Raw genomic sequence first — 18,448 nt, forward strand, 5'->3', positions numbered from 1 at the left:
TGATCGAACCGGGTGGTCGTGGCGCTGTCGCGCCATACCAGGCTATCCGCAGTGCGACAAGACCTCGGTGCCAGGCCTCTCCCGGGCGCTGCTAGCGTCATACGGGAAACATCATTCATCCTGCAATAGGGAGTTCTCGTGAGCGCTTCGCCCGTCAAGGTCGCCGTCACCGGCGCCGCCGGCAACATCGGTTACAGCCTGCTTTTCCGTATCGCAGCAGGTGACCTCTTCGGCCCGGACACCCCGGTCGAACTCCGTCTGCTGGAGGTCACTCCGGCACTCAAGGCGCTCGAGGGCGTCGTCATGGAGCTGGACGACAGCGCGTTCCCGCTGCTGGCCGGCGTCCAGATCGGCGATGACGCGAAGAAGGTCTTCGACGGTGTCAACCACGCACTGCTCGTCGGCGCCAAGCCGCGCGGGCCGGGCATGGAGCGCGGCGACCTGCTCAAGGACAACGGCGGCATCTTCGGCCCGCAGGGCAAGGCCCTCAACGAGGTCGCGGCCGACGACATCAAGGTCACCGTCACCGGAAACCCGGCCAACACCAACGCGCTCATCGCGATGAACAACGCGCCCGACATCCCGAACGAGCGCTTCACCGCGCTCACTCGTCTGGACCACAACCGTGCACTGGCCCAGTTGGCCGCCAAGCTCGGCGTCAAGACGACCGACATCTCGCAGATGTCGATCTGGGGCAACCACTCCGCGACGCAGTACCCCGACCTCTTCCACGCGCAGGTCGGTGGCAAGTCCGCGGCCGAGGCGATCAACGACCAGGACTGGCTCGAGAACACCTACATCCCGACCGTCGCCAAGCGCGGCGCCGCGATCATCGACGCCCGTGGCGCGTCGTCGGCTGCCTCGGCAGCCTCCGCGACGATCGACCACGCCCGTGACTGGCAGCTGGGCACGAACGGCGCCTGGGTCTCGATGTCGGTGCCGTCCGACGGCTCCTACGGGGTCGCCGAGGGCATCATCAGCTCGTTCCCGGTGACCGTCGCCGACGGCAAGTGGAGCATCGTCCAGGGCCTGGAGATCGACGACTTCTCCCGCAGCCGCATCGACGCATCCGTCAAGGAGCTCGAGGGCGAGCGCGACACCGTCAAGGAACTCGGCCTCATCTGAGGTTCCGTTCGCTGACAACGAAAGCGGGCGCCGGTCATCTCGACCGGCGCCCGTTTCGTATGTCGGGGCTGCGCTCAGCCGGCGAGCGGGGTGAGCTTCACAATGCTGAAGAGGAATCCCACCGCGATCGCCAGGATGAGGAACGCGGCGCCATCCACACCCCGGGAGCGTACGACGAACGCGCCCAGCAGTCGCTCGGGCAGCACGAGCCGCGCCAGGCCGGCGACGGCGAGCACCGCCGCCAGCAGGTAGCCGCCACCGCGGACCGGACCGGTCGACAGCACGATCAGACCGGCGACGCTGCCGATGATCACGAACCACCAGAGCGGACCGAGCCGGAATTTGTTCACGCCCGCTCCGCGAGCTCTGCCTGCCGTTCGGCTGCGGCCACCACGTTGGTCAGCAGCATCGCGCGGGTCATCGGGCCGACGCCGCCGGGGTTGGGTGTCAGGTGACCTGCGACCTCGGCGACATCCGCCGCCACGTCACCGGCGATCTTGCCGTCGACTCGCGAGACACCGACGTCGAGCACGGCGGCACCGGGCTTGACCATGTCGGCGGTGATCAGGCCGGGCACGCCGGCGGCGGCGATGATGACGTCTGCCGTCCGTGTGTGTGCGGCCAGGTCCCGCGTGCCGGTGTGACACAGCGTGGTGGTCGCATTCTCCGAACGCCGGGTCAGCAGCAGCCCGAGCGGCCTGCCGACGGTCAGGCCGCGGCCGACCACGACCACCTCTGCGCCGTTCAGGTTCACGTCATACCGACGCAGCAGTTCGATGACCCCGATCGGAGTGCAGGGCAACGGGCCGTTCTCGCCCAGCACCAGTTTGCCGAGGTTCACCGGGTGCAGTCCGTCGACGTCCTTCTCCGGGGAAACCCTTGACAGTAGAGCGAATTCATCGAGTCCGGTCGGCTGCTGCACCAGGAAGCCGGTGCACGCCGGGTCGGCGTTCAACTCGTCGATGACCGCCTCGGCCTCCGCCTGCGTGGTTGTCGCGGGCAGGTCTCGCCGGATCGAGGTGATCCCGATGCTGGCGCAGTCCTTGTGCTTGGCGCCGACATACCACTGCGAGGCGGGGTCGTCGCCCACCAGGACAGTGCCGAGCCCGGGCACGATGCCGCGCTCGGCCAGTGCCGCCACACGGGCGCGCAGCTCGTTCTTGATCGTCGCGAGGGTTGCCTTGCCGTCCAGGAGAGTCGCCGTCACGTCAGGCATCTTTTCACGCTGCGCTCCGCGACCGTCGGACCCCGTCGGTCAGCCGGGGATCAGCGAGAACCGCACCGAGCGATCCGGGTTGTCGACGTTCAGATCGACCAGGCAGATGCTCTGCCAGGTGCCGAGCGCGAGCCGTCCGTCGACCACCGGCACCGTCGCGTATGGCGGGATGAGCGCCGGCATCACATGCGACCGTCCGTGACCGCGGCTGCCGTGCGCGTGCCGCCACCGCTCGTCCGCGGGCAACAGATCACCGAGCGCCGCGAGCAGATCGTCGTCGCTGCCCGCACCGGTCTCGATGATCGCGATCCCGGCGGTCGCGTGCGGGACGAAGACGTGCAGCAGGCCGTCGGGTCCGGCGGCTGCGAAGTCGGAGCACTCGGCAGTGATGTCGAGCACCACTTCCGTTGTGCCCGTGTGGAATTGCCGTGTCTCGGTGCGCACCAGTCTTCTCCTCGTCCATGGTCTCGATACGCTCGCTCGTGCCTCACGAGCTACTCGACCCGCTTGCTGAGTTTCTCGGCAGCACTCAACCAGTCGTCGACGTGATCGGCCATGATCTGGGTTCCCTTGCGCTGATAGGCCTTTCGCGCTCGGTCCGCGGCAGCATCGGCGGCGGTCCGATCGCCCACCAGCAGCAGCGCCACCCCCTCGTCGACGGCCTGCTCGGCGAGCGTGATCGGCATCGACATACCGGCCGTCGCCTCCCTCGCCTGCTGCACTCGCTGCACGGCGAGCTCGGAATTGCCTGTCGCCGCGAGCAACTGGGCGGCGACGGACTCGCGCAGCCCGGGTGCGTAGCCGTCGTCCTCGAGCGTGGGCGCCTCCGGATCGCCGTCGAACGCATCGAGCGCGGCATCCAGGTCCCCGGTGCGCAGCAGCATCCGGGTGATCCACATGCTGTTGTCGAGCTGCGCGATCGGGGCCAGCCGTGGCAGCGCCTCCTGCAACACGTCGGCCGCAGCGCCGGGGTCGCCGAAGCTGTAGAGCGCCATCGCCCACCGGTCGGTCTCGCGCGCCAGATAGTCCGGGCCGCTGGACAGTTCCTCGACGCGTTCCCAGTCGGCGGTCGCACCGGCCCGGTCACCCTGCATCGCACGCAGCCACACCCGCAGCGGCAGCAGCGCCAGGACACGGTCGTGCTGCGCCGCGCCCGCCGCGATCGCCTGGTCGACGTCCTCCAGCACCAGGCTGACCGATTCGTCGCTCCACATGCCGTATTCGACGCGGGCGTTGGTGAGCCGGCGGCGCACCGGACGGTCCTCGAGCTGTTCGGCGAGCGCGGTGAGACGACTGACCTCGCCGAGCCCTTCCGTCATACGACCGGCGAGACCGTAGGCGATCACCCGCGCCCACCCGACGTCCAGATGCACCGACGGTATGTCGAAATCTCCTGCCGCACCTATGAGTTCGGTCGCGACGGCGATGCCCTCCAACGGTAGCGTCGCAGCGGTCTGCAGCCGTCCGGCCAGCAGCATCCCCTCCCGGTGCACCAGCCAGGCGGGCGCCTCGTCGAGCTTCTTGTCGAACCGCTGCACGACCTCTTCGACCTCGTGGAAGTCCATGTGGTCGGAACGCATGAAGGCCCGGTGTGCGACGTCGTGCAACCGCGGATCGCCGTCGGCATACAGCGGGACGAGGTCGAGGTATGCGGCCCGCGCGCCCGGCTCGCCGCGCAGGTCCAGTTCCTCGGCGGCGTCGAACGATGCCTGCGCCGCGCGGTCCCGCACGCTCTCGATCAGCGCGGTGTCGGACGACACGACGGAGATCTCGGCATACGCCTGACGCACGTGCTCGGCGATCGCGCGCCGCTGCGAGCCTTCGAGTTCCTCGGCGTGCGCGGCGATCCAGTCCGCCGCCCGCAGGTGCCGTTCCGAGCGGACCTGGCGCGCCTGGGTCCGGTAGGCGGTCTCCATCAGCATCGACTGGGCGAATTGGTAGCGAGTGAACCCGGAGTTGTCCTGGTCGCCGAGTTCCAGGATGTTCAGCTGACGCAACCGGTGCGCCACATCGTTGCCGTCGTCCTCCGGGTCCGGGTGCGCGGTGCGCACCGGGCCGACCGCCTCGGCGTAGAACTCCCGCCCGAGGATCGACCCGACCTCGCAGAAGGCCCGCTCCATCGGGGTCAATCGGTCGAGCGTTGCCTCGAAGAGGGTGTGCACGGAGACGGGCAGCTCTTCCCCGTCGCACATGGAGTCGACCAGCACCTCGAAGACCTGCGGGTTGCCGTCGCTGCGGCGGATCAGCGCGTCCAGCGTGACCTCGACCGAACGACCGGATTCGGCTGCGGCTGTTTCGAGTTCGGACATCCGGTCGGCGGCCATCTCGCGCAACTCGTCGGCGCTCAGCGGGTCGACCGGCTCGACCCGGGACTGTTGGCCACCGCCCCACATCGGACGATGCTCGAACAGCTCGGGACGTGTGGTGCAGATGGTCACGACCGGGTAGGTCAACAACGGCTCGACCAGTTGCTCGATCAGGTCGAGCATCGGCTCACTCGCCCAGTGAATGTCCTTCCACCACACCGCGATCGGGCCGCCGAGTGCGAGTCGCGACAGCACCTTGCGGACCGCCCAGACGATGTCGTCGGTGGAGGTGGACTCCTCCGAGCGTGCGGTCGCCGACTCGAGCCGGCGGATGATCGCCGTGGCGGTGCGCTCGTCGAACATCTTGGTGACGGTCTCGGTCCAGTCCTCACCGATGCTCGACAGCAGCTTGTTGAGTGGGCCGTAGTTGCCGTCGGTGCCGAGCGGTTGCGCCGTGCCGCGCAGTACGCGCAGCCCGTCACGCTCCTCCACCAAGTGCGCGACCATGCGGTTCTTGCCGATGCCCGGCTCACCGACATACGTGACGAACCAGCCCTGGCCGAGCCGTCGGGAGCGGTCCGCGATCGCGTCCAGGTCGCGCAGTTCGACCTCGCGCCCGACGAACGGGGTGCGGCGGATCTCCCCGGAGCGCCCGTCACGGTCGACGACCTTGTAGACGTCCTGCGGCTCGGTCTTGCCGCGGTGGGTGATCGGCCCGACGAAATCCAGCGCCACCTCGGAACCGACCAGCGCGGCGACGGTGTCCCCGACATAGGTCTCGTCCGGCCCGGCCGCCGCCTCCAGTCGGGCGGCGACGTTGACGGCGTCACCGGTCACCGAGAACTGCCCGTCCGGCTGGTGGGTCACGAAGACCTCGCCGGAGTTGATGCCGACACGGACCCGCAGGCGCTGACCGAGCCGAGCCTGCATGCGCTTGGACAGCTCACGCATCGCCAGGTGTATGTCGGTGGCGGCCGACACGGCTCGCAGCGCGTCGTCCTCGCGAGTCGCCGGCACACCGAATACCGCCATGACGGCGTCACCGATGAACTTCTCGACCGTCCCGCCGTACTTCCAGACCACCCGCGAGATCGCGTCGAAGTAGCGGGACAGGCTGGCCCGCAGTGCTTCCGGATCCAGCGACTCCCCGAGGCTGGTCGAGCCGACGATGTCGACGAAGAGGATGACCACGTGCTTGCGCACCGGCGCCTGCAGGCCGCCCTGCGCCAGAGCCGCACCGCAGTTCGGGCAGAACTTCGTCCCGACCGGCGACTCGAATCCGCAACGCCAACAGGTGATCACGATCGGTCATTCTTCCAGACCCCAGGCGGGTCGAGTGCCCGGCGGAGCGCAGCGGGGGAGGGTGTATCGAGACCAGGCGCCCGGCTCATCGACTCCCACGCAGTATGTCGGCGTTGCCGACCCAGCCGTCGACCTGGTCGCGCAGCGCGACCGCGCCCTTCCGGTCGAAGGCGTAAACGAGCTCAAGCTGCGGTCGCGCGCAGCTGGTCGGCGTTGCCCACCCAGGTGTCGACCTGCGGCACCAGAGCCGTCACGCCCTTCTCGGTCAGTATGTCGCGGGCGCGGTCCGCGGCGGCGCGCGATGCAGACCCGTCCCCGAGCAGTTGCTCGATGATGGCCGTCATCGCGTGCAGGAAGGCGGCGTCGAGCGGGTTCTCCTCGGGTCGCTCGATGCGGGCATTCAACTCGATCTGGTGCAGCGCGCCGACCCGGTCTCCGCGCAACGCACACTGCACCGCGATCATGAAGGCGGCGTTGGCGTCCTCGAGGAACGCCATGGTGGACGGCAGCTCGACCATGACGAGCTTGCGGCAGCAGTCCACCGCGAAGGCGAGGTCGCCCGCGAAGATCGCGTCCCGCGCCGCGCCGCCGAGCAGATTCGCGGCGAAGCTCGGCATACCGGCACCGGCCGCCAGCTCCGAGGTGAAACGCGCCGAGTCCGACGGACGGCCCTCGGCGAGCAACAGTTGCGGGTAGTGCTGCAGGTCGAACGTGCGCTCGACAACCGACTCATCCGCATGGGCGGCCTGCACCGCGGCCCATTGGGTCCGCGCCCCGTCGAGATCGCCGGTGCCGGCCAGCGCGCCCGCGAGCACCGACGTGGTGGTCCGCCAGAGCTGTCGTTGCCCGGACACCATGCCCTGCAGGGTGCGTGCGTCGGCGATCACCTCGGGCAGCGGCGTGGTTCCGATGTAGGCGGCCTGTATGTCGAAGCTGCGCCACATGCGCTCGATGTAGGTCCGGTTGGCGCGCTGCGCGCGGACGATCCCGGCGACGCAGATCCGGTGGCAGGCGGCGTAATTGCCGAGATCGGCCTCGGCCTGCGCCAGCAGGTTGGACACGATGTCGACGGCGAGGGGGTCGGCCGCGTCGCCGAACCGGTCCAGCATCTGCCGCGTCTCGGCGCGGGTCTGCTCCAGGCTCACGTCCCCGGTGCGGGTGGCGGCCAGGTTGCGCGGTGCCCGCCGCATCGACTGCCAGATCGGATCGTCCGCCATCGCGACGTCGAGACGATCCAGCCACCCGAACCAGCGCTCCGGCTCGACCCGGTTGCGCAGGTACCAGGCCGCGTGGGCGGCCTCGAAGTGCCGGGCGTCGCCCACCGGCGTGACGTCGAGCAGCCGATCGATCCCGTCCGGCAGGCCGGGGTCGCCGCGCAGCTCCATCGCCAGCAGCGATTCGAGCGCCGCGTCGACCGCCATACCGCGTAGTGCGGTGCGCTCGGCGGGCGAACCCTCGATCTCCTCCAACAGGTCGAACGCGCGTTTGCGGTGCGACGCGATGAGTGCGACCGCGTCGGTCCGCAACTCGTCACGATGCTCGGCCACCCAGTCCGCCAGAGCCGAATGTCGTGAGATACGAGTGCGTTTGGACATCGTGCGGTAGGCGGTTTGCATGAAGACGGTCTGCGCGAAGCGGTAGTCGCTGTCGCCCGCGACCTCGAGCACGTTGCGCTCCCGCAACCGATCGAGGACCGCCACGGGATCCGAGACCTCCGCGACGGCACCGACCGGAGCGGCCGGGAAACGACGCCCGTAGACGGCCGCGGCCTCGACCATCGAGCGCTCGTCGGCGTTCAGCCGATCGAGCGCGGACTCGTAGAGCTGGGTGACCGAGGCCGGCAGAGCGCCGCCCGCGGCCGCCGATTGCGCGAGCAACTGCACGACCTGCGGGTTGCCGTCGGCACGCTGGACGAGGTCCTCGGCCGTGATCGCGACGTCGCCGCCCTGCAACGCGATCCGCTCCGCGGCCACGGCCAGCATCTCGTTGTAGTCGAGTGGCTCGACGTCCTCGACCCGCGCCTTGCGGCCGCCGCCCCAGTCTGCGGCGACGTCGAACAGCTCGGGGCGGGCCAGGCAGATGGTGAGCACCGGAAGCGCTCGGCTCGCCGCAGCCAGTTTGCCGATGAAGTCCAGTTGCGCCGTGGTCCCCCAGTGCAGGTCGTCCCACACGGACGCCACCGGAGACGACTCGCACATCGCGGCGAGGACTGCGTGCACCGCCCATACGACGTCCTCGGTCGAGGTCTGCGCGTCCGACATACCGACTGCTGATCGCAGTCGTTGCAGCACGGGCGTCGCGTCGCCCGCGAGCAGCTCCGCGACATACGCCTGCCAGTCGTCGGCGAGGTTGCTCAGCCAGCCGGAGAGCGGCGCGAAGGCGCCGGTGCTCATCGCGTCACAGCCGCCGACCACCACCCGCAGCCGCTCCCGGCCGGTGACGAACTGCCGCACCAGCCGTGACTTGCCGATGCCGGCATCACCGACGTAGGTCAGCAACCAGCCCTGCCGGCGGGCGGCGGACCGATCGGCGAGGGTCGCCAGGTCAGCGAGTTCGACCTCGCGCCCGACGAACGCCGGCTCGCGGACGGCGAGCACGCGGTTCTGGTCGGCGGCGACCTGATAGACGCGCTGCGGTGTGCTGCGGCCCTTGTGCAGGATCTCGCCGACCTCGTCCAGCACGATCTCGTCCCGGACCAGCTCGGCGACCGTGTCACCGACATAGGTCTCGTCGGTGCCGGCGGCGGCCTCCAGACGCTGTGCGGTGTTCACGGCATCGCCGGTGACCGAGAACTGCCCGTCCGGCTGGTGCGCCACGAACACCTCGCCGGAGTTGACGCCGATCCGGACGTGCAGCTCCTTGCCGATCTCCTGCTGGCTGCGCGCGGACAACTCCGCAACCGCCTCGTGTATGGCGCTCGCCGAGCGAACCGCCCGGATCGCGTCGTCCTCCCGCGAGCTCGGGACACCGAAGACCGCCATGACCGCGTCGCCGATGAACTTCTCGACCGTGCCGCCGTGCTCCCAGATGACCTTCGACACGGCCTGGAAATAGCGGCCGAGTCGTTCCCGCAGCGCCTCCGGGTCGGCAAACTCGCCCAGGGTCGTGGAACCGACGATGTCGCAGAAGAGGATGACCACGTGCTTACGCACCGGCGCCTGCAGTGCGCCCTGGGCCGCGGCAGCGCCGCAGGACGAGCAGAACCGCGCCCCGGCGGTCAGCTCCGCACCACAGCGAGCACACGTCGTCACGGTGCGAACCTACCTCGCGGCACCGACGAATTCCGGAAACGTATCGGTCGGCGAATCTGCCCGGCGCAGCCTGCGCCGCGCTGCTAAGTTGGCTCGGTTACCGCACGGGTGTGCATCGAGGCTTGTTCTGCGTCGGCGTTGCGAGTCGCAAGCTCCCTACAACCGCCAACGCATCCCAAGCTTCCTGTGCCGACATCGAATTAACTACATCGTTCTCTTTTCAAGGGGTTCATTTCATGGCAAGCGCCCAGTTGAAGCAGATCCTCGCGGGCATCGACCTGTTCGCGGGGCTCAGCCCGGCCGCGATCTCGCAGATCGCCGAGAGCGGGTCGACCTTCCGCAGCGGTCCCGGGTCCCACGTGATCACCGAGGGAGCGAAGGACAGCGGTCTGCGAGTCGTCCTGCAGGGCTCCGCCAGCGTTGTCGTCGGCGGCGAGGAGCGCGGCCAGATCGGTGTCGGCGACTACGTCGGCGAGTTGTCCATGATCGACGGGGCCGCACGCTCGGCGACGATCACGGCCGGACCCGAGGGTGTCGAGACCTTCGCGCTCTCCCCCATGGCCTTCATGCCGTTGGTCCGCGGCGACGGCGACATCGCCGCCGCCCTGTTGAAGACGCTGGTCGCGCGCCTGCGCAAGGTCGAGGCGGCAGCGCACAAGTAGGAACGGCGCCCAAGAACACAGACACTGAAAAGAAGGAGGGCGGGAGCTTGCTCCCGCCCTCCTTCTTTTCAGTGTGCGAAATGCCGGGTGCCGGTGAAGTACAGGGTGATGCCGGCGTCCTTCGCCGCGTCGATGACGGCCTGATCCCTCATCGAACCGCCCGGGGCAACAACAGCTCGCACGCCCGCGTCGATGAGCACCTGCAGCCCGTCGGGGAACGGGAAGAACGCGTCGGAGGCCGCAACGGAACCGCGGGCGCGCTCCTCGCCGGCCCGGTTGACCGCGAGGTGGCAGGAGTCGACCCGGTTGACCTGACCCATGCCGACGCCGACGGATGCACCGCCGGAGGCGAGCAGGATCGCGTTGGACTTCACCGCACGAATGGCGCGCCAGGCGAACTGCAGGTCGTCGAGTGCGGCCGCGTCGGCGGGTTCGCCCGACACCAGCCGCCAGTTGGCCGCGTCGTCCCCACCGGTCACGTTGCCGTCCTCGTCCCGCACGACCGCGTCGACCTTGTCGATGCGTTGCATCAGCATGCCGCCGCTGATCGGGCGGATCTCGACCGGGTCACGGTGCTGGGCGGCTTCTGCCGGCAGCTTCAACAGCCGGATCGCCTTGCGCTTGCTGAGGATGTCGACGACGCCCGGCTCGAAGTCGGGCGCGATGACGACCTCGGTGAAGATGTCCTTCACCGTCTCGGCCATCTCGACGGTCACCGGCCGGTTGGTCGCGATGACGCCGCCGAACGCCGACATCGGGTCGCACGCGTGCGCCTTGCGGTGCGCATCGGCGATGTCCGAACCCACAGCGATGCCACAGGGATTCGCGTGCTTGATCACGGCGACGGTCGGCTGGTCGCCGTGGTCGTATGCCGCGCGCACGGCGGCATCGGTGTCCACGTAGTTGTTGTAGGACATCGCCTTGCCGAAGAGCTGCTCGGCGGAGGCGACACCGGCGCGCCAGTGCCGGTAGAGCGCGGCACCCTGGTGGGGGTTCTCGCCATACCGCAGGTCCTGGGCCTTGTCGAAGGTCGCACCGGACCAGTTGGGGAAGCCGGTGCCGTCGCTGGTGTCGACATACACGTTGCTCATCCAGTTGGCGACGGTGTTGTCGTAGTCGGCCGTGTGCTGGAAAGCCTGTGCTGCCAGCAGCTTTCGTTCCTCCAGCGTGAAGCCGCCGGCGGCGACGGCCTCGAGCGTCGCGGCGTATGACGCGGGCGACGTCACGATCGCAACGCTCGGGTGGTTCTTGGCGGCGGCGCGGACCATGGACGGCCCGCCGATGTCGATCTGCTCGATGCACTCGTCCGGGGTGGCACCGGAGGCGACGGTGGCGCGGAACGGGTAGAGGTTGGACACCACGAGTTCGAACGGTGCAACGCCCAATTCGTCCAGTTGCGAGAGGTGTTCGGGGATCCGGGTGTCGGCGAGGATGCCGGCGTGCACCCTCGGGTGCAGCGTCTTGACCCGGCCGTCGAGGCACTCGGGGAAGCCGGTGAGGTCCTCGACCTTGGTCACCGGGATGCCGGCCTGCTCGATGAGGGCGGCGGAGCCACCGGTCGAGATGAGTTCGACGCCGGCGTCGTGCAGGCCGCGGGCCAGATCTTCCAGGCCCGTCTTGTCGTAGACCGAGACGAGTGCGCGCTTGATGGGACGTCGGCCCTGTTCCTGAGACATGACTCTCCTTCGGGAGGGTTGGCAGTACTGACGTGCACCCAGGCGATCGATGCACGCGACTCCACTCCCTGGTGGTTACCCACCTGCGCCAGTCGTGTGTGGCGATTCTATCCGACGCGCACGCGACGCCCGTCGACGGTGAAGCCGTCCCGCGCCATCCGGCCCACCCACTCGACAAGCTGCGGGCGTTCGGCGTCCTTGATCCGATCGGTCAGGCTCTCCACCGTGTCGTCGCCCTCGACGGGCACCACGCACTGGGCCACGATCGCACCCGTGTCGACACCGGCATCCACGACGAAAAGCGTTGCGCCGGCTACCTTCACGCCATACTCCAGCGCGTCGCGCGGGCCGTGTATGCCGGGAAAGCTCGGCAGCAACGCATTGTGACTGTTGAGGTAGCGGCCACCGAACGACTCCAGGAAGCGCTCCCCCACGAGTTTCAGGAAGCCGGCGGAGACGACCAGCGCCGGTTCGTATGCCGCAACCTGCTCGGTCAGGGCCGCGTCCCACGCGGCGCGATCGGCATGGTCCTTGACCCGGCAGACGAACGTCGGCACGCCGGCGCGTTCCGCCCGCGCCAGACCCTCGATGTCCGGGCGATCGGCGCCGACGGCGGCGATCCGCACGCCGTACGCGGGATCCTGCGCGGCGTCGAGCAATGCCTGCAGGAGGGTGCCGGAGCCGGAGACGAGTACGACGACGGGTACGGGCTGGGTGTCGACCACGGCCCGCACGCTAGCGCACCGGCCGACTCAGCGACGCAGCGCGCGCTTCCAGTGCAGGAAGAGCGTGGCGAGCAGGGCGCCCAGCAGCAGCTCGACCACCAGCAGCGGCACGATCAGCAGGGACGGCCCGATGTAGTCGAGCGACCCGCCACTCACCCCGGCGGTCGACAGCCAGCTGAGCAGCAGGACGATGGCTGCCGTCATACCGGCGGCCTGTGCGGCCGTGACCGCCTTGGTCTTCAACGAGGCATAGGTGGTCAGCTTGCCCAGCGACCGATAGCCGACGAAGGCGCCGAGGAGCACGGGGATCAGCGGAGCGAGGCTCGTGCCGGTCGGCAGCGCACCGGCGCCGGGGACCGCACCGAGCACCGGGATCATCGGCAGCAGGCCGCCGTGGACCGACGTGCTGCCGACGCTGACGGCGCCGATGTGCATCGACGCGCCGGTGGTCCACCCGGCCGACCAGACCAGCAGATTGGGCAGTGCCGCGAGCTGCCCGACCCAGAGCACGACACCGCCGAGGAGCCCGGGCTGCAGCTGACCGTTCAGGTCGCCGATCGCGGACGCGTGCGTCACCAGCAGCACGAGGACGAGCACGAGGCCGATGCCGAGGTAACCCAGCGCACCCTCTGTGGCCGGCCGCAGCGCGCGACGGGTGGACAACGAGATGCGTTGATCGACAAAGGTCTTCGCGTGTTCCGCGAGCGGGTCCTCGCTGCGCAGCAGCGCCCACGCGCACCCCGCGAATCCGACCACCAACGCACCCGGGAAGACGGTCAGCAGGTTCGGATGGGCCGGGCCGGAGAGCGAGAGGCCGGTGATCAGCAGGCCGGTCACGACATACCCGACGAGGTATGCCGCAGGGCCTTCCCACCACGCACCCGAGCGATCGGACAGGTGGGTCAGCATCGCCTTCGCCGCCATCCGGGCCAGAACCACCGCGAGCGCGGTGAGCATCAGGGGCGCGAAGGTCACCGAGTGGGCCGCACCGACGGCGACCGACACGTGACCGCGATGGGCCAGCGCCCAGCCGTCCCCGGCGAAGGTCAACGCGTCGGTCCACGACGTGGTGCTCTGCGTGTCCGCGGCCCAGGCGACCATGACCGGAACGATCAGCACCAGCCCGAGCGTGACCGCTCCGACCGCGCCGTACCCGGCCGCGATGGACAGCTGACGCCAGTCCCGCGGTCCGTCCGACGAGGCGAGGGACGACGGCAGGTTGGTGCGAACGCGATCAAGAAGGCTCATGTCGCTAGTCATGGTCGCCGCCGCGACGGCCCGCGTCCTGCCGACTCGCCGGTGGCCGGCAGATCCACACCGGGTGGCGCGGTGGTTCCGGTCACACCCGGGTCGAGCCCAGATCGGGCCCAGGTCGGGCCTACAGACCCACCCACGGACGCCGGCCGGCGGTTAATCTCGGTCCGCGCCCACCGTGGCGCCGGAAGAGGGGAAAGCCATGGGGATCAGGACATTCGGGCCGGGCCCGCACCGGCTAATGCGCAACGGGGTGCCGGTCGGTGCCTGCGCCGTCGCGGACAACGCGCGCAGTCGCCGCAAGGGCCTGCTCGGCACCGACGAGGTCGCCGGTGCACTCTGGCTCACCCGCTGCCCGTCGGTGCACATGGTCGGCATGCGCTACCCGATCGACGTGGCGGTCCTCGACAAGGCCGGGACGGTGCTGCGCGTCGCGACGCTGCGCCCCTGGGTCGGTATGACGCGACCCCGGCTGCGCGCCGCGGTCACGGTCGAGGCAGCCGCCGGCGCGCTGTCCGCCTGGGGCGTGCAGCCGGGTGACCAGCTGTCGGTGGACCGGTCGGACCACGCGTGAACCCGTGGGTCGCCGGCGTCATCGCCTGCTGTGCCGCCATACCGGTCGGCGTCCTGGTGTGGCGCCGGCTGCGCACGGCCGAGCACCGCCTCGAGGACGAACTCGACACGCCACCACGGCAGCACGTGTGGCTGCTGGTCGCGCTGCCGCTCGTCGCCCTCGTCGTCGGGCATGCCCTCGCCGCGTCGCACAACGCCGGTGTCGCACTCGCCTACTGCTGCAGCCTGCCGGTGCTCGCCGCACTGACCGCGATCGACCTCGACGTCCACCGGCTGCCGAACTTCCTGACCTTCCCGCTCGTGCCGCTCGCGGTCGTCATCGCCGCGATCTCGAGTGCATCGACCGGGCACTGGTTCGCCCTGCTGCGGGCGATCCTGGCCGGTGTCGCGCTGGGCGCGGCATACCTCGTGCTGTTGCTGGTGTCCCGGGGTGGCGCCGGCCTCGGACTCGGTGACGTCAAGCTCGCCGTCGGGCTGGGCGTGCTGCTCGGCTGGTTCTCCTGGTCCAGCGTGCTGAGCGCAACGCTGCTCGGCTTCATCCTCGGTGGCCTGTGGGCCGCCGGGCTGTTGGTGGCGCGTCGCGCGACCCGCCAGACCTACATCGCCTTCGGTCCGTTCATGATCGGTGGCACCGTGATCGCACTTCTCGCGTCATAGGTGCGACCAACCGGGCCCGGGGTTCACCCAGGCGGCCCGTGAGCACTGCCCGCGAGAGGGAGAGATGAACCAGCAGTCCGCACCCATTCTTGGGGTCATCGCGCGAGGCGGAGCCGGCCCGACCACGGAGTCGCCGATGATCGCGGTCGTGGACCCGGCCACTCCGACCTGGGCGAACGAACTCTTCCGCAGCCACGGTCCGGTCGGCGACGCGATCCTGTTCGTGCCGCAACTGGAGCGCAATCCACGCATCGGCCGCGGCACCCAGCTCGACGAACTGCTGCCCGAGCACAGTCCGCGGGTCGCCGTCGTCACCCTCAGCACACACGTCACCGGAATCCAGGCGGCGGTCCGGGACTGCGCGCCACGGTTCGGGCACCGTGCCGAGTTCATCGCCGCCGTGCGCGCGCACGTCGCCGCCTCGTATGCCGGCACCTGGCTCAAGCGCGTCGGCAAGCTCGAGTCGCCGAGCCCATCGTTCGGCCAGCATCTGTCCTCGTGGTTGCCGTTCTCGCCCGGCTACTTCGTGACCCTGCATCCGTCCCTCGCGGTACGCCGTCGGCCCGAGCCCGCTGTGGGCGGCGTCGACGGCGCCCGGTTGCTCCGGACCAGCACCGCACCGACGCGCCGGGTGAGCGACGCGCTGCGGGCGGCATACGGGACACAGCAGGCGGAGGTGGTCGGCGCCGCGCACCGGCTCGCGCCGCGATGGGGCGTCGAGCGGGCCGTCGAGTATGTCGTCAGCCCCGAACCGGCCGCCCTCCGGCTGGCGCAGCCGGACGGGCACTGCCCGACCTGCGGTGATCCGATCTGGGGCCAGTGCGCCTTCTGTCATCTCACCCCGCCGCGACTGGACCGTTGGCTGACCGTGAACGTCCCCGGGCTGGCACCGGCCGCACCGGTTGCACCGTCGGTGGCGGCCGCGCCAGCCGAGCCGGAAATGCCGGAGCCCGTCTCCGCGCCCGAGCCAGCACCTGCACCCGAGCCGGCACCTGCGCCCGAGCCGGCCCCCGCGCCCGAGTCGGCACCTGCACCCGCACCGAAACGGGCGTTCCAACTGCCACGACACCGCCCGAAGGCGGCCGCTTCCGCGACGTCACCGGCCGAGTTGTCGGAGAACCCCTGGCTCTCCGACGACGAGGGCTAGCCGTACTGGCCCGGTCCGGCCCAGGGCGCGGTCCGGCGACGCCGCCGTCGCAGCATCAGTCCCGCGACGGTGAAACCGGCGGCGAGCAGTGCGCCCAGCGCCGCGACGCCGGTCATGATCAACGCCGGTCGCCTGTCCTCGGCGGCCAGCAACGCCGGACCGGAGGCGCCCGAGCAGGTGATGCGGTCCCCCGTGCGCCAGCCCTTCGGCAACTCCAGGACACTCGACCAGTGGGTGCCGTGTCGTGTCGCGGACGCGTTGTCCAACAGCGAGCCCTGCCAACGCTGTCCGGATGCGGAGCGACACTGGAACTGGTTCGCCGCCAACGGGCCGGCGACGTCGTCCGGTAGCAGCAGGTGCAGCGTCGGCCGGTCGGCCGACGAGGGGGTCCGGAACGACGTCACATCGGCAACGTCGGTGTATGACGGGGCCGTCGCGACCAGGCGCCATACGCCCACACCGCAGAGCACGACGAAGAAGATCGTCGCGATCGCGAACAGCCACCACACCGACCCCAGCAGACGACTCGCGCGTCCGGTCACCGTGTCTCCCTTTCGTTCATGTCGCGTCGTTCATGTCGCGTCGTTCATGCCGTGCAAGTTCACGCACCCCGCCGGTCATGCGGCGGTGCGGCCGACAGCACCGAGGCTGCCGACCGCACCATGATGCGTCGATCAGGACGCGCCGCCACAACCCGGCCAGTCCACGAATTGGGTGCCGTCCCAGTACTGTCCGCCGGTCGCGGTCAGGTTGTTCGTATTGACCTCGACGGATCCGCCGACCTCGGCCAGCAGCTTCGCGTCGAAGTCCGCACCGTAGCTGTGGCTGTCCTGCTTGAAGTCCTGCTTGGTCACGTACCCGTGATCACGCGCAGCGTCCGCGAACTGCAGGGTCGCCGGGACACTGGCCGCAGCACCGGCAACGCCGGCCGGCGGGAAGATCATCGATCCACCGAGCGCCAGGCCCTGCGACAACAGGAACTCGTTGGCCACGGTCGCGTCGTGGGCGTTCTTGATCGGCAGCGTCATCGTCGTCTCCTGATAGCCGGAGGCGTCGGGGTCTCCCCCGGCGTAGCCGTCACCGGTCGCGTTGGCGTTGCCGGCCAGGACGGTCTTGACCGTGACACCGGTGACCTTGCCGTTCTTGTCCCGGGTGACCTGGGTCAGCAGCTTGGCCTTGCCGTCAGCGGTCGCCTTCGCCTGCTTCGGCGCGTCGTCGCCATACAGCATCTCGGCCTGCGCCGAACCCTTCACTTCGGCCTGGTAGTACGCAACCGTCGAGCCGTCGCTGTTCTTCTGGTAGCCCAGTCCCTCGGCGACGCTGACCTTGGCTGCGGCGCCGTCGGCGACAGCCGTGACGTTCGCGGCCGCGCCACCCTCGATGCCGCCCTCGATGAACTCCGAGGTCGGATCGGGCAGGTTCTTCTTCAGCCCGGTCACGTCGAGGGCATGGTCGGCGACCCAACGGATCGGTCCGGTCCCGACGATGTGGTCCTCCATGTTGCTCTGCAGCAGCGCACCCATGACGTTCTTGAGCTCCGCCGCGGAGTGCGCCGTGTAGACCTTGCCCTGGGTGAACTCGAGTCCGATGTGCGCATTGGCATTCGCGCTCGCGCCGTACTTGTCGCCGTCCCAGGTCCCGGTCACGTCGAACCCGACACCGACACCGACCGAGGCACCGCCGCTGGTCGCGTTGGTGATGCGGTAGGTGCCGTCGCTCATCTGGTCGACCTGGTACTTCTGCCCCTCACTGCCGGTCACCACGAAGCTCACCGACACCTTGGCGTCGGCAGCCTGCGAGCTGACGACGCACGGATCCTTGGGGATGTGGGTGATCGCCTCGGGGCTGCTCGCGTGACAGCTGCCCTGACCGAGCGTGACGACCTTGCAGATCGCGGCGCGGGCCTGACTGGCCAGGGCCGGTGCGCCGGTGGTCATCGAGGCGACCAGCGCAAGGACGAGCAGGGCGGCCAGCGCGAGCATGCCGGTGGTCTCGAGCGTGGCCTGACCGCGCTCGTTGCGAATTCCCTTCCGGCACATCATGATCCGGACCCCTCACTCACGTAGCTGTTCTCGCGGAGGGAACGGTGGCTCTCCGGGCGAACCAGGCGCGCACCGAGTGTCACGGTCAGCACACCGGTGAGCACCAGCAGCAGGAGCACGTCGACGACTGCTGCCGCTGGACCTGCGCCGAGCACGGTCTGGGCGACGTACGCCCGCCCTTCCCAGGTCGCCGGATCGGCGACGAAACCGACCGCCGAGCCGACGACGACGGACCCGGCGAATGTATGACGCTGGCCGAGCCGCACACTGCGGCCGGCCAGGATGACCACGGTCGCCACCACCACGACGGTGAACACGACAGCCCGCATCGCGTATCCCCGCTCGATGTCGTTCCCGGCGCCGACCATCAGCGCGCCGGCGACCGCCGCCACGGTTCCGCCGAGAGCGGTGATCACCGCGGCTCGCCACGCCGTCCCCACCTGAATGTCCATCGTCATCTCCTCCACGAGCGGCCGATCACCTGTGCCGGCCACCCCAGCAATGCTTCCGAT

16 protein-coding genes and 1 riboswitch are annotated in these 18,448 nt (G+C 69.6%); of the genes, 5 read left to right on the forward strand and 11 right to left on the reverse strand.

Going from position 1 to position 18,448, the window contains the following annotated elements; genetic code table 11:
* Window positions 1-138 precede the first annotated feature (138 nt).
* Window positions 139-1,125 (forward strand): malate dehydrogenase, encoded by a 987-nt coding sequence (locus ACZ50J_RS16900; protein WP_464298318.1) that lies wholly within the window; start codon window positions 139-141, stop codon window positions 1,123-1,125.
* Window positions 1,126-1,199: 74 nt separating this feature from the next.
* On the opposite strand, the gene ACZ50J_RS16905 is transcribed toward ACZ50J_RS16900, so the two are convergent.
* The 5 genes from ACZ50J_RS16905 to ACZ50J_RS16925 form a co-directional block, all read right to left on the reverse strand.
* Complete coding sequence (locus ACZ50J_RS16905) at window positions 1,200-1,475, reverse strand: DUF3017 domain-containing protein (protein ID WP_464298319.1); 276 nt, start codon at window positions 1,473-1,475, stop codon at window positions 1,200-1,202.
* Window positions 1,472-2,332, reverse strand: a complete 861-nt coding sequence (locus tag ACZ50J_RS16910) for a bifunctional methylenetetrahydrofolate dehydrogenase/methenyltetrahydrofolate cyclohydrolase (protein WP_464301366.1) — start codon at window positions 2,330-2,332, stop codon at window positions 1,472-1,474. Before ACZ50J_RS16910 ends, ACZ50J_RS16905 begins: the two co-directional genes overlap by 4 nt.
* Window positions 2,333-2,380: 48 nt before the next feature.
* Window positions 2,381-2,785, reverse strand: a complete 405-nt coding sequence (locus ACZ50J_RS16915) for a YjbQ family protein (protein WP_464298320.1) — start codon at window positions 2,783-2,785, stop codon at window positions 2,381-2,383.
* 50 nt (window positions 2,786-2,835) lie between these two features.
* Window positions 2,836-5,949, reverse strand: a complete 3,114-nt coding sequence (locus tag ACZ50J_RS16920; RefSeq protein ID WP_464298321.1) for an adenylate/guanylate cyclase domain-containing protein — start codon at window positions 5,947-5,949, stop codon at window positions 2,836-2,838.
* Between the two features lie 182 nt (window positions 5,950-6,131).
* Window positions 6,132-9,200 (reverse strand): adenylate/guanylate cyclase domain-containing protein, encoded by a 3,069-nt coding sequence (locus ACZ50J_RS16925; protein WP_464298322.1) that lies wholly within the window; start codon window positions 9,198-9,200, stop codon window positions 6,132-6,134.
* Window positions 9,201-9,436: 236 nt separating this feature from the next.
* Here ACZ50J_RS16925 and ACZ50J_RS16930 point away from each other — a divergent pair, with 236 nt between their 5' ends.
* On the forward strand, window positions 9,437-9,862 hold the full coding sequence (locus ACZ50J_RS16930) for a cyclic nucleotide-binding domain-containing protein (RefSeq protein WP_464298323.1): 426 nt from the start codon (window positions 9,437-9,439) through the stop codon (window positions 9,860-9,862).
* Window positions 9,863-9,930: 68 nt separating this feature from the next.
* On the opposite strand, the gene purH is transcribed toward ACZ50J_RS16930, so the two are convergent.
* The 3 genes from purH to ACZ50J_RS16945 all read right to left on the reverse strand — a co-directional run bounded on the left by purH (window position 9,931) and on the right by ACZ50J_RS16945 (window position 13,511).
* A complete protein-coding gene (purH, locus tag ACZ50J_RS16935; protein ID WP_464298324.1) occupies window positions 9,931-11,538 on the reverse strand; it encodes a bifunctional phosphoribosylaminoimidazolecarboxamide formyltransferase/IMP cyclohydrolase in 1,608 nt (535 codons plus the stop codon).
* Window positions 11,539-11,567: 29 nt separating this feature from the next.
* Window positions 11,568-11,644: riboswitch (ZMP/ZTP riboswitch) on the reverse strand.
* Window position 11,645: 1 nt separating this feature from the next.
* Complete coding sequence (gene purN / locus ACZ50J_RS16940) at window positions 11,646-12,263, reverse strand: phosphoribosylglycinamide formyltransferase (protein WP_464298325.1); 618 nt, start codon at window positions 12,261-12,263, stop codon at window positions 11,646-11,648.
* Window positions 12,264-12,290: 27 nt separating this feature from the next.
* Window positions 12,291-13,511, reverse strand: coding sequence for a cell division protein PerM (locus ACZ50J_RS16945; protein ID WP_464298326.1), 1,221 nt, complete (start codon window positions 13,509-13,511; stop codon window positions 12,291-12,293).
* Between the two features lie 208 nt (window positions 13,512-13,719).
* Here ACZ50J_RS16945 and ACZ50J_RS16950 point away from each other — a divergent pair, with 208 nt between their 5' ends.
* From ACZ50J_RS16950 to ACZ50J_RS16960, 3 genes are all read left to right on the forward strand, one after another.
* Window positions 13,720-14,091 (forward strand): DUF192 domain-containing protein, encoded by a 372-nt coding sequence (locus ACZ50J_RS16950; RefSeq protein ID WP_464298327.1) that lies wholly within the window; start codon window positions 13,720-13,722, stop codon window positions 14,089-14,091.
* The gene (locus tag ACZ50J_RS16955; RefSeq protein ID WP_464298328.1) at window positions 14,088-14,747 is read left to right on the forward strand and encodes a prepilin peptidase; all 660 of its coding nucleotides are present in this window, start codon (window positions 14,088-14,090) and stop codon (window positions 14,745-14,747) included. The genes ACZ50J_RS16950 and ACZ50J_RS16955 overlap by 4 nt, the downstream gene beginning before the upstream one ends.
* A 64-nt stretch (window positions 14,748-14,811) precedes the next feature.
* On the forward strand, window positions 14,812-15,894 hold the full coding sequence (locus tag ACZ50J_RS16960) for a hypothetical protein (RefSeq protein WP_464298329.1): 1,083 nt from the start codon (window positions 14,812-14,814) through the stop codon (window positions 15,892-15,894).
* Here the strand turns inward: ACZ50J_RS16960 and ACZ50J_RS16965 are convergent.
* From ACZ50J_RS16965 to ACZ50J_RS16975, 3 genes are all read right to left on the reverse strand, one after another.
* On the reverse strand, window positions 15,891-16,436 hold the full coding sequence (locus ACZ50J_RS16965) for a hypothetical protein (RefSeq protein ID WP_464298330.1): 546 nt from the start codon (window positions 16,434-16,436) through the stop codon (window positions 15,891-15,893). The two genes, ACZ50J_RS16960 and ACZ50J_RS16965, sit on opposite strands and share 4 nt — an antisense overlap.
* A 132-nt stretch (window positions 16,437-16,568) precedes the next feature.
* On the reverse strand, window positions 16,569-17,936 hold the full coding sequence (locus ACZ50J_RS16970; RefSeq protein WP_464298331.1) for a hypothetical protein: 1,368 nt from the start codon (window positions 17,934-17,936) through the stop codon (window positions 16,569-16,571).
* On the reverse strand, window positions 17,933-18,388 hold the full coding sequence (locus tag ACZ50J_RS16975) for a hypothetical protein (protein WP_464298332.1): 456 nt from the start codon (window positions 18,386-18,388) through the stop codon (window positions 17,933-17,935). Before ACZ50J_RS16975 ends, ACZ50J_RS16970 begins: the two co-directional genes overlap by 4 nt.
* Between the last annotated feature and the right edge of the window lie 60 nt (window positions 18,389-18,448).

This window comes from Flexivirga sp. G2 (assembly GCF_055397625.1).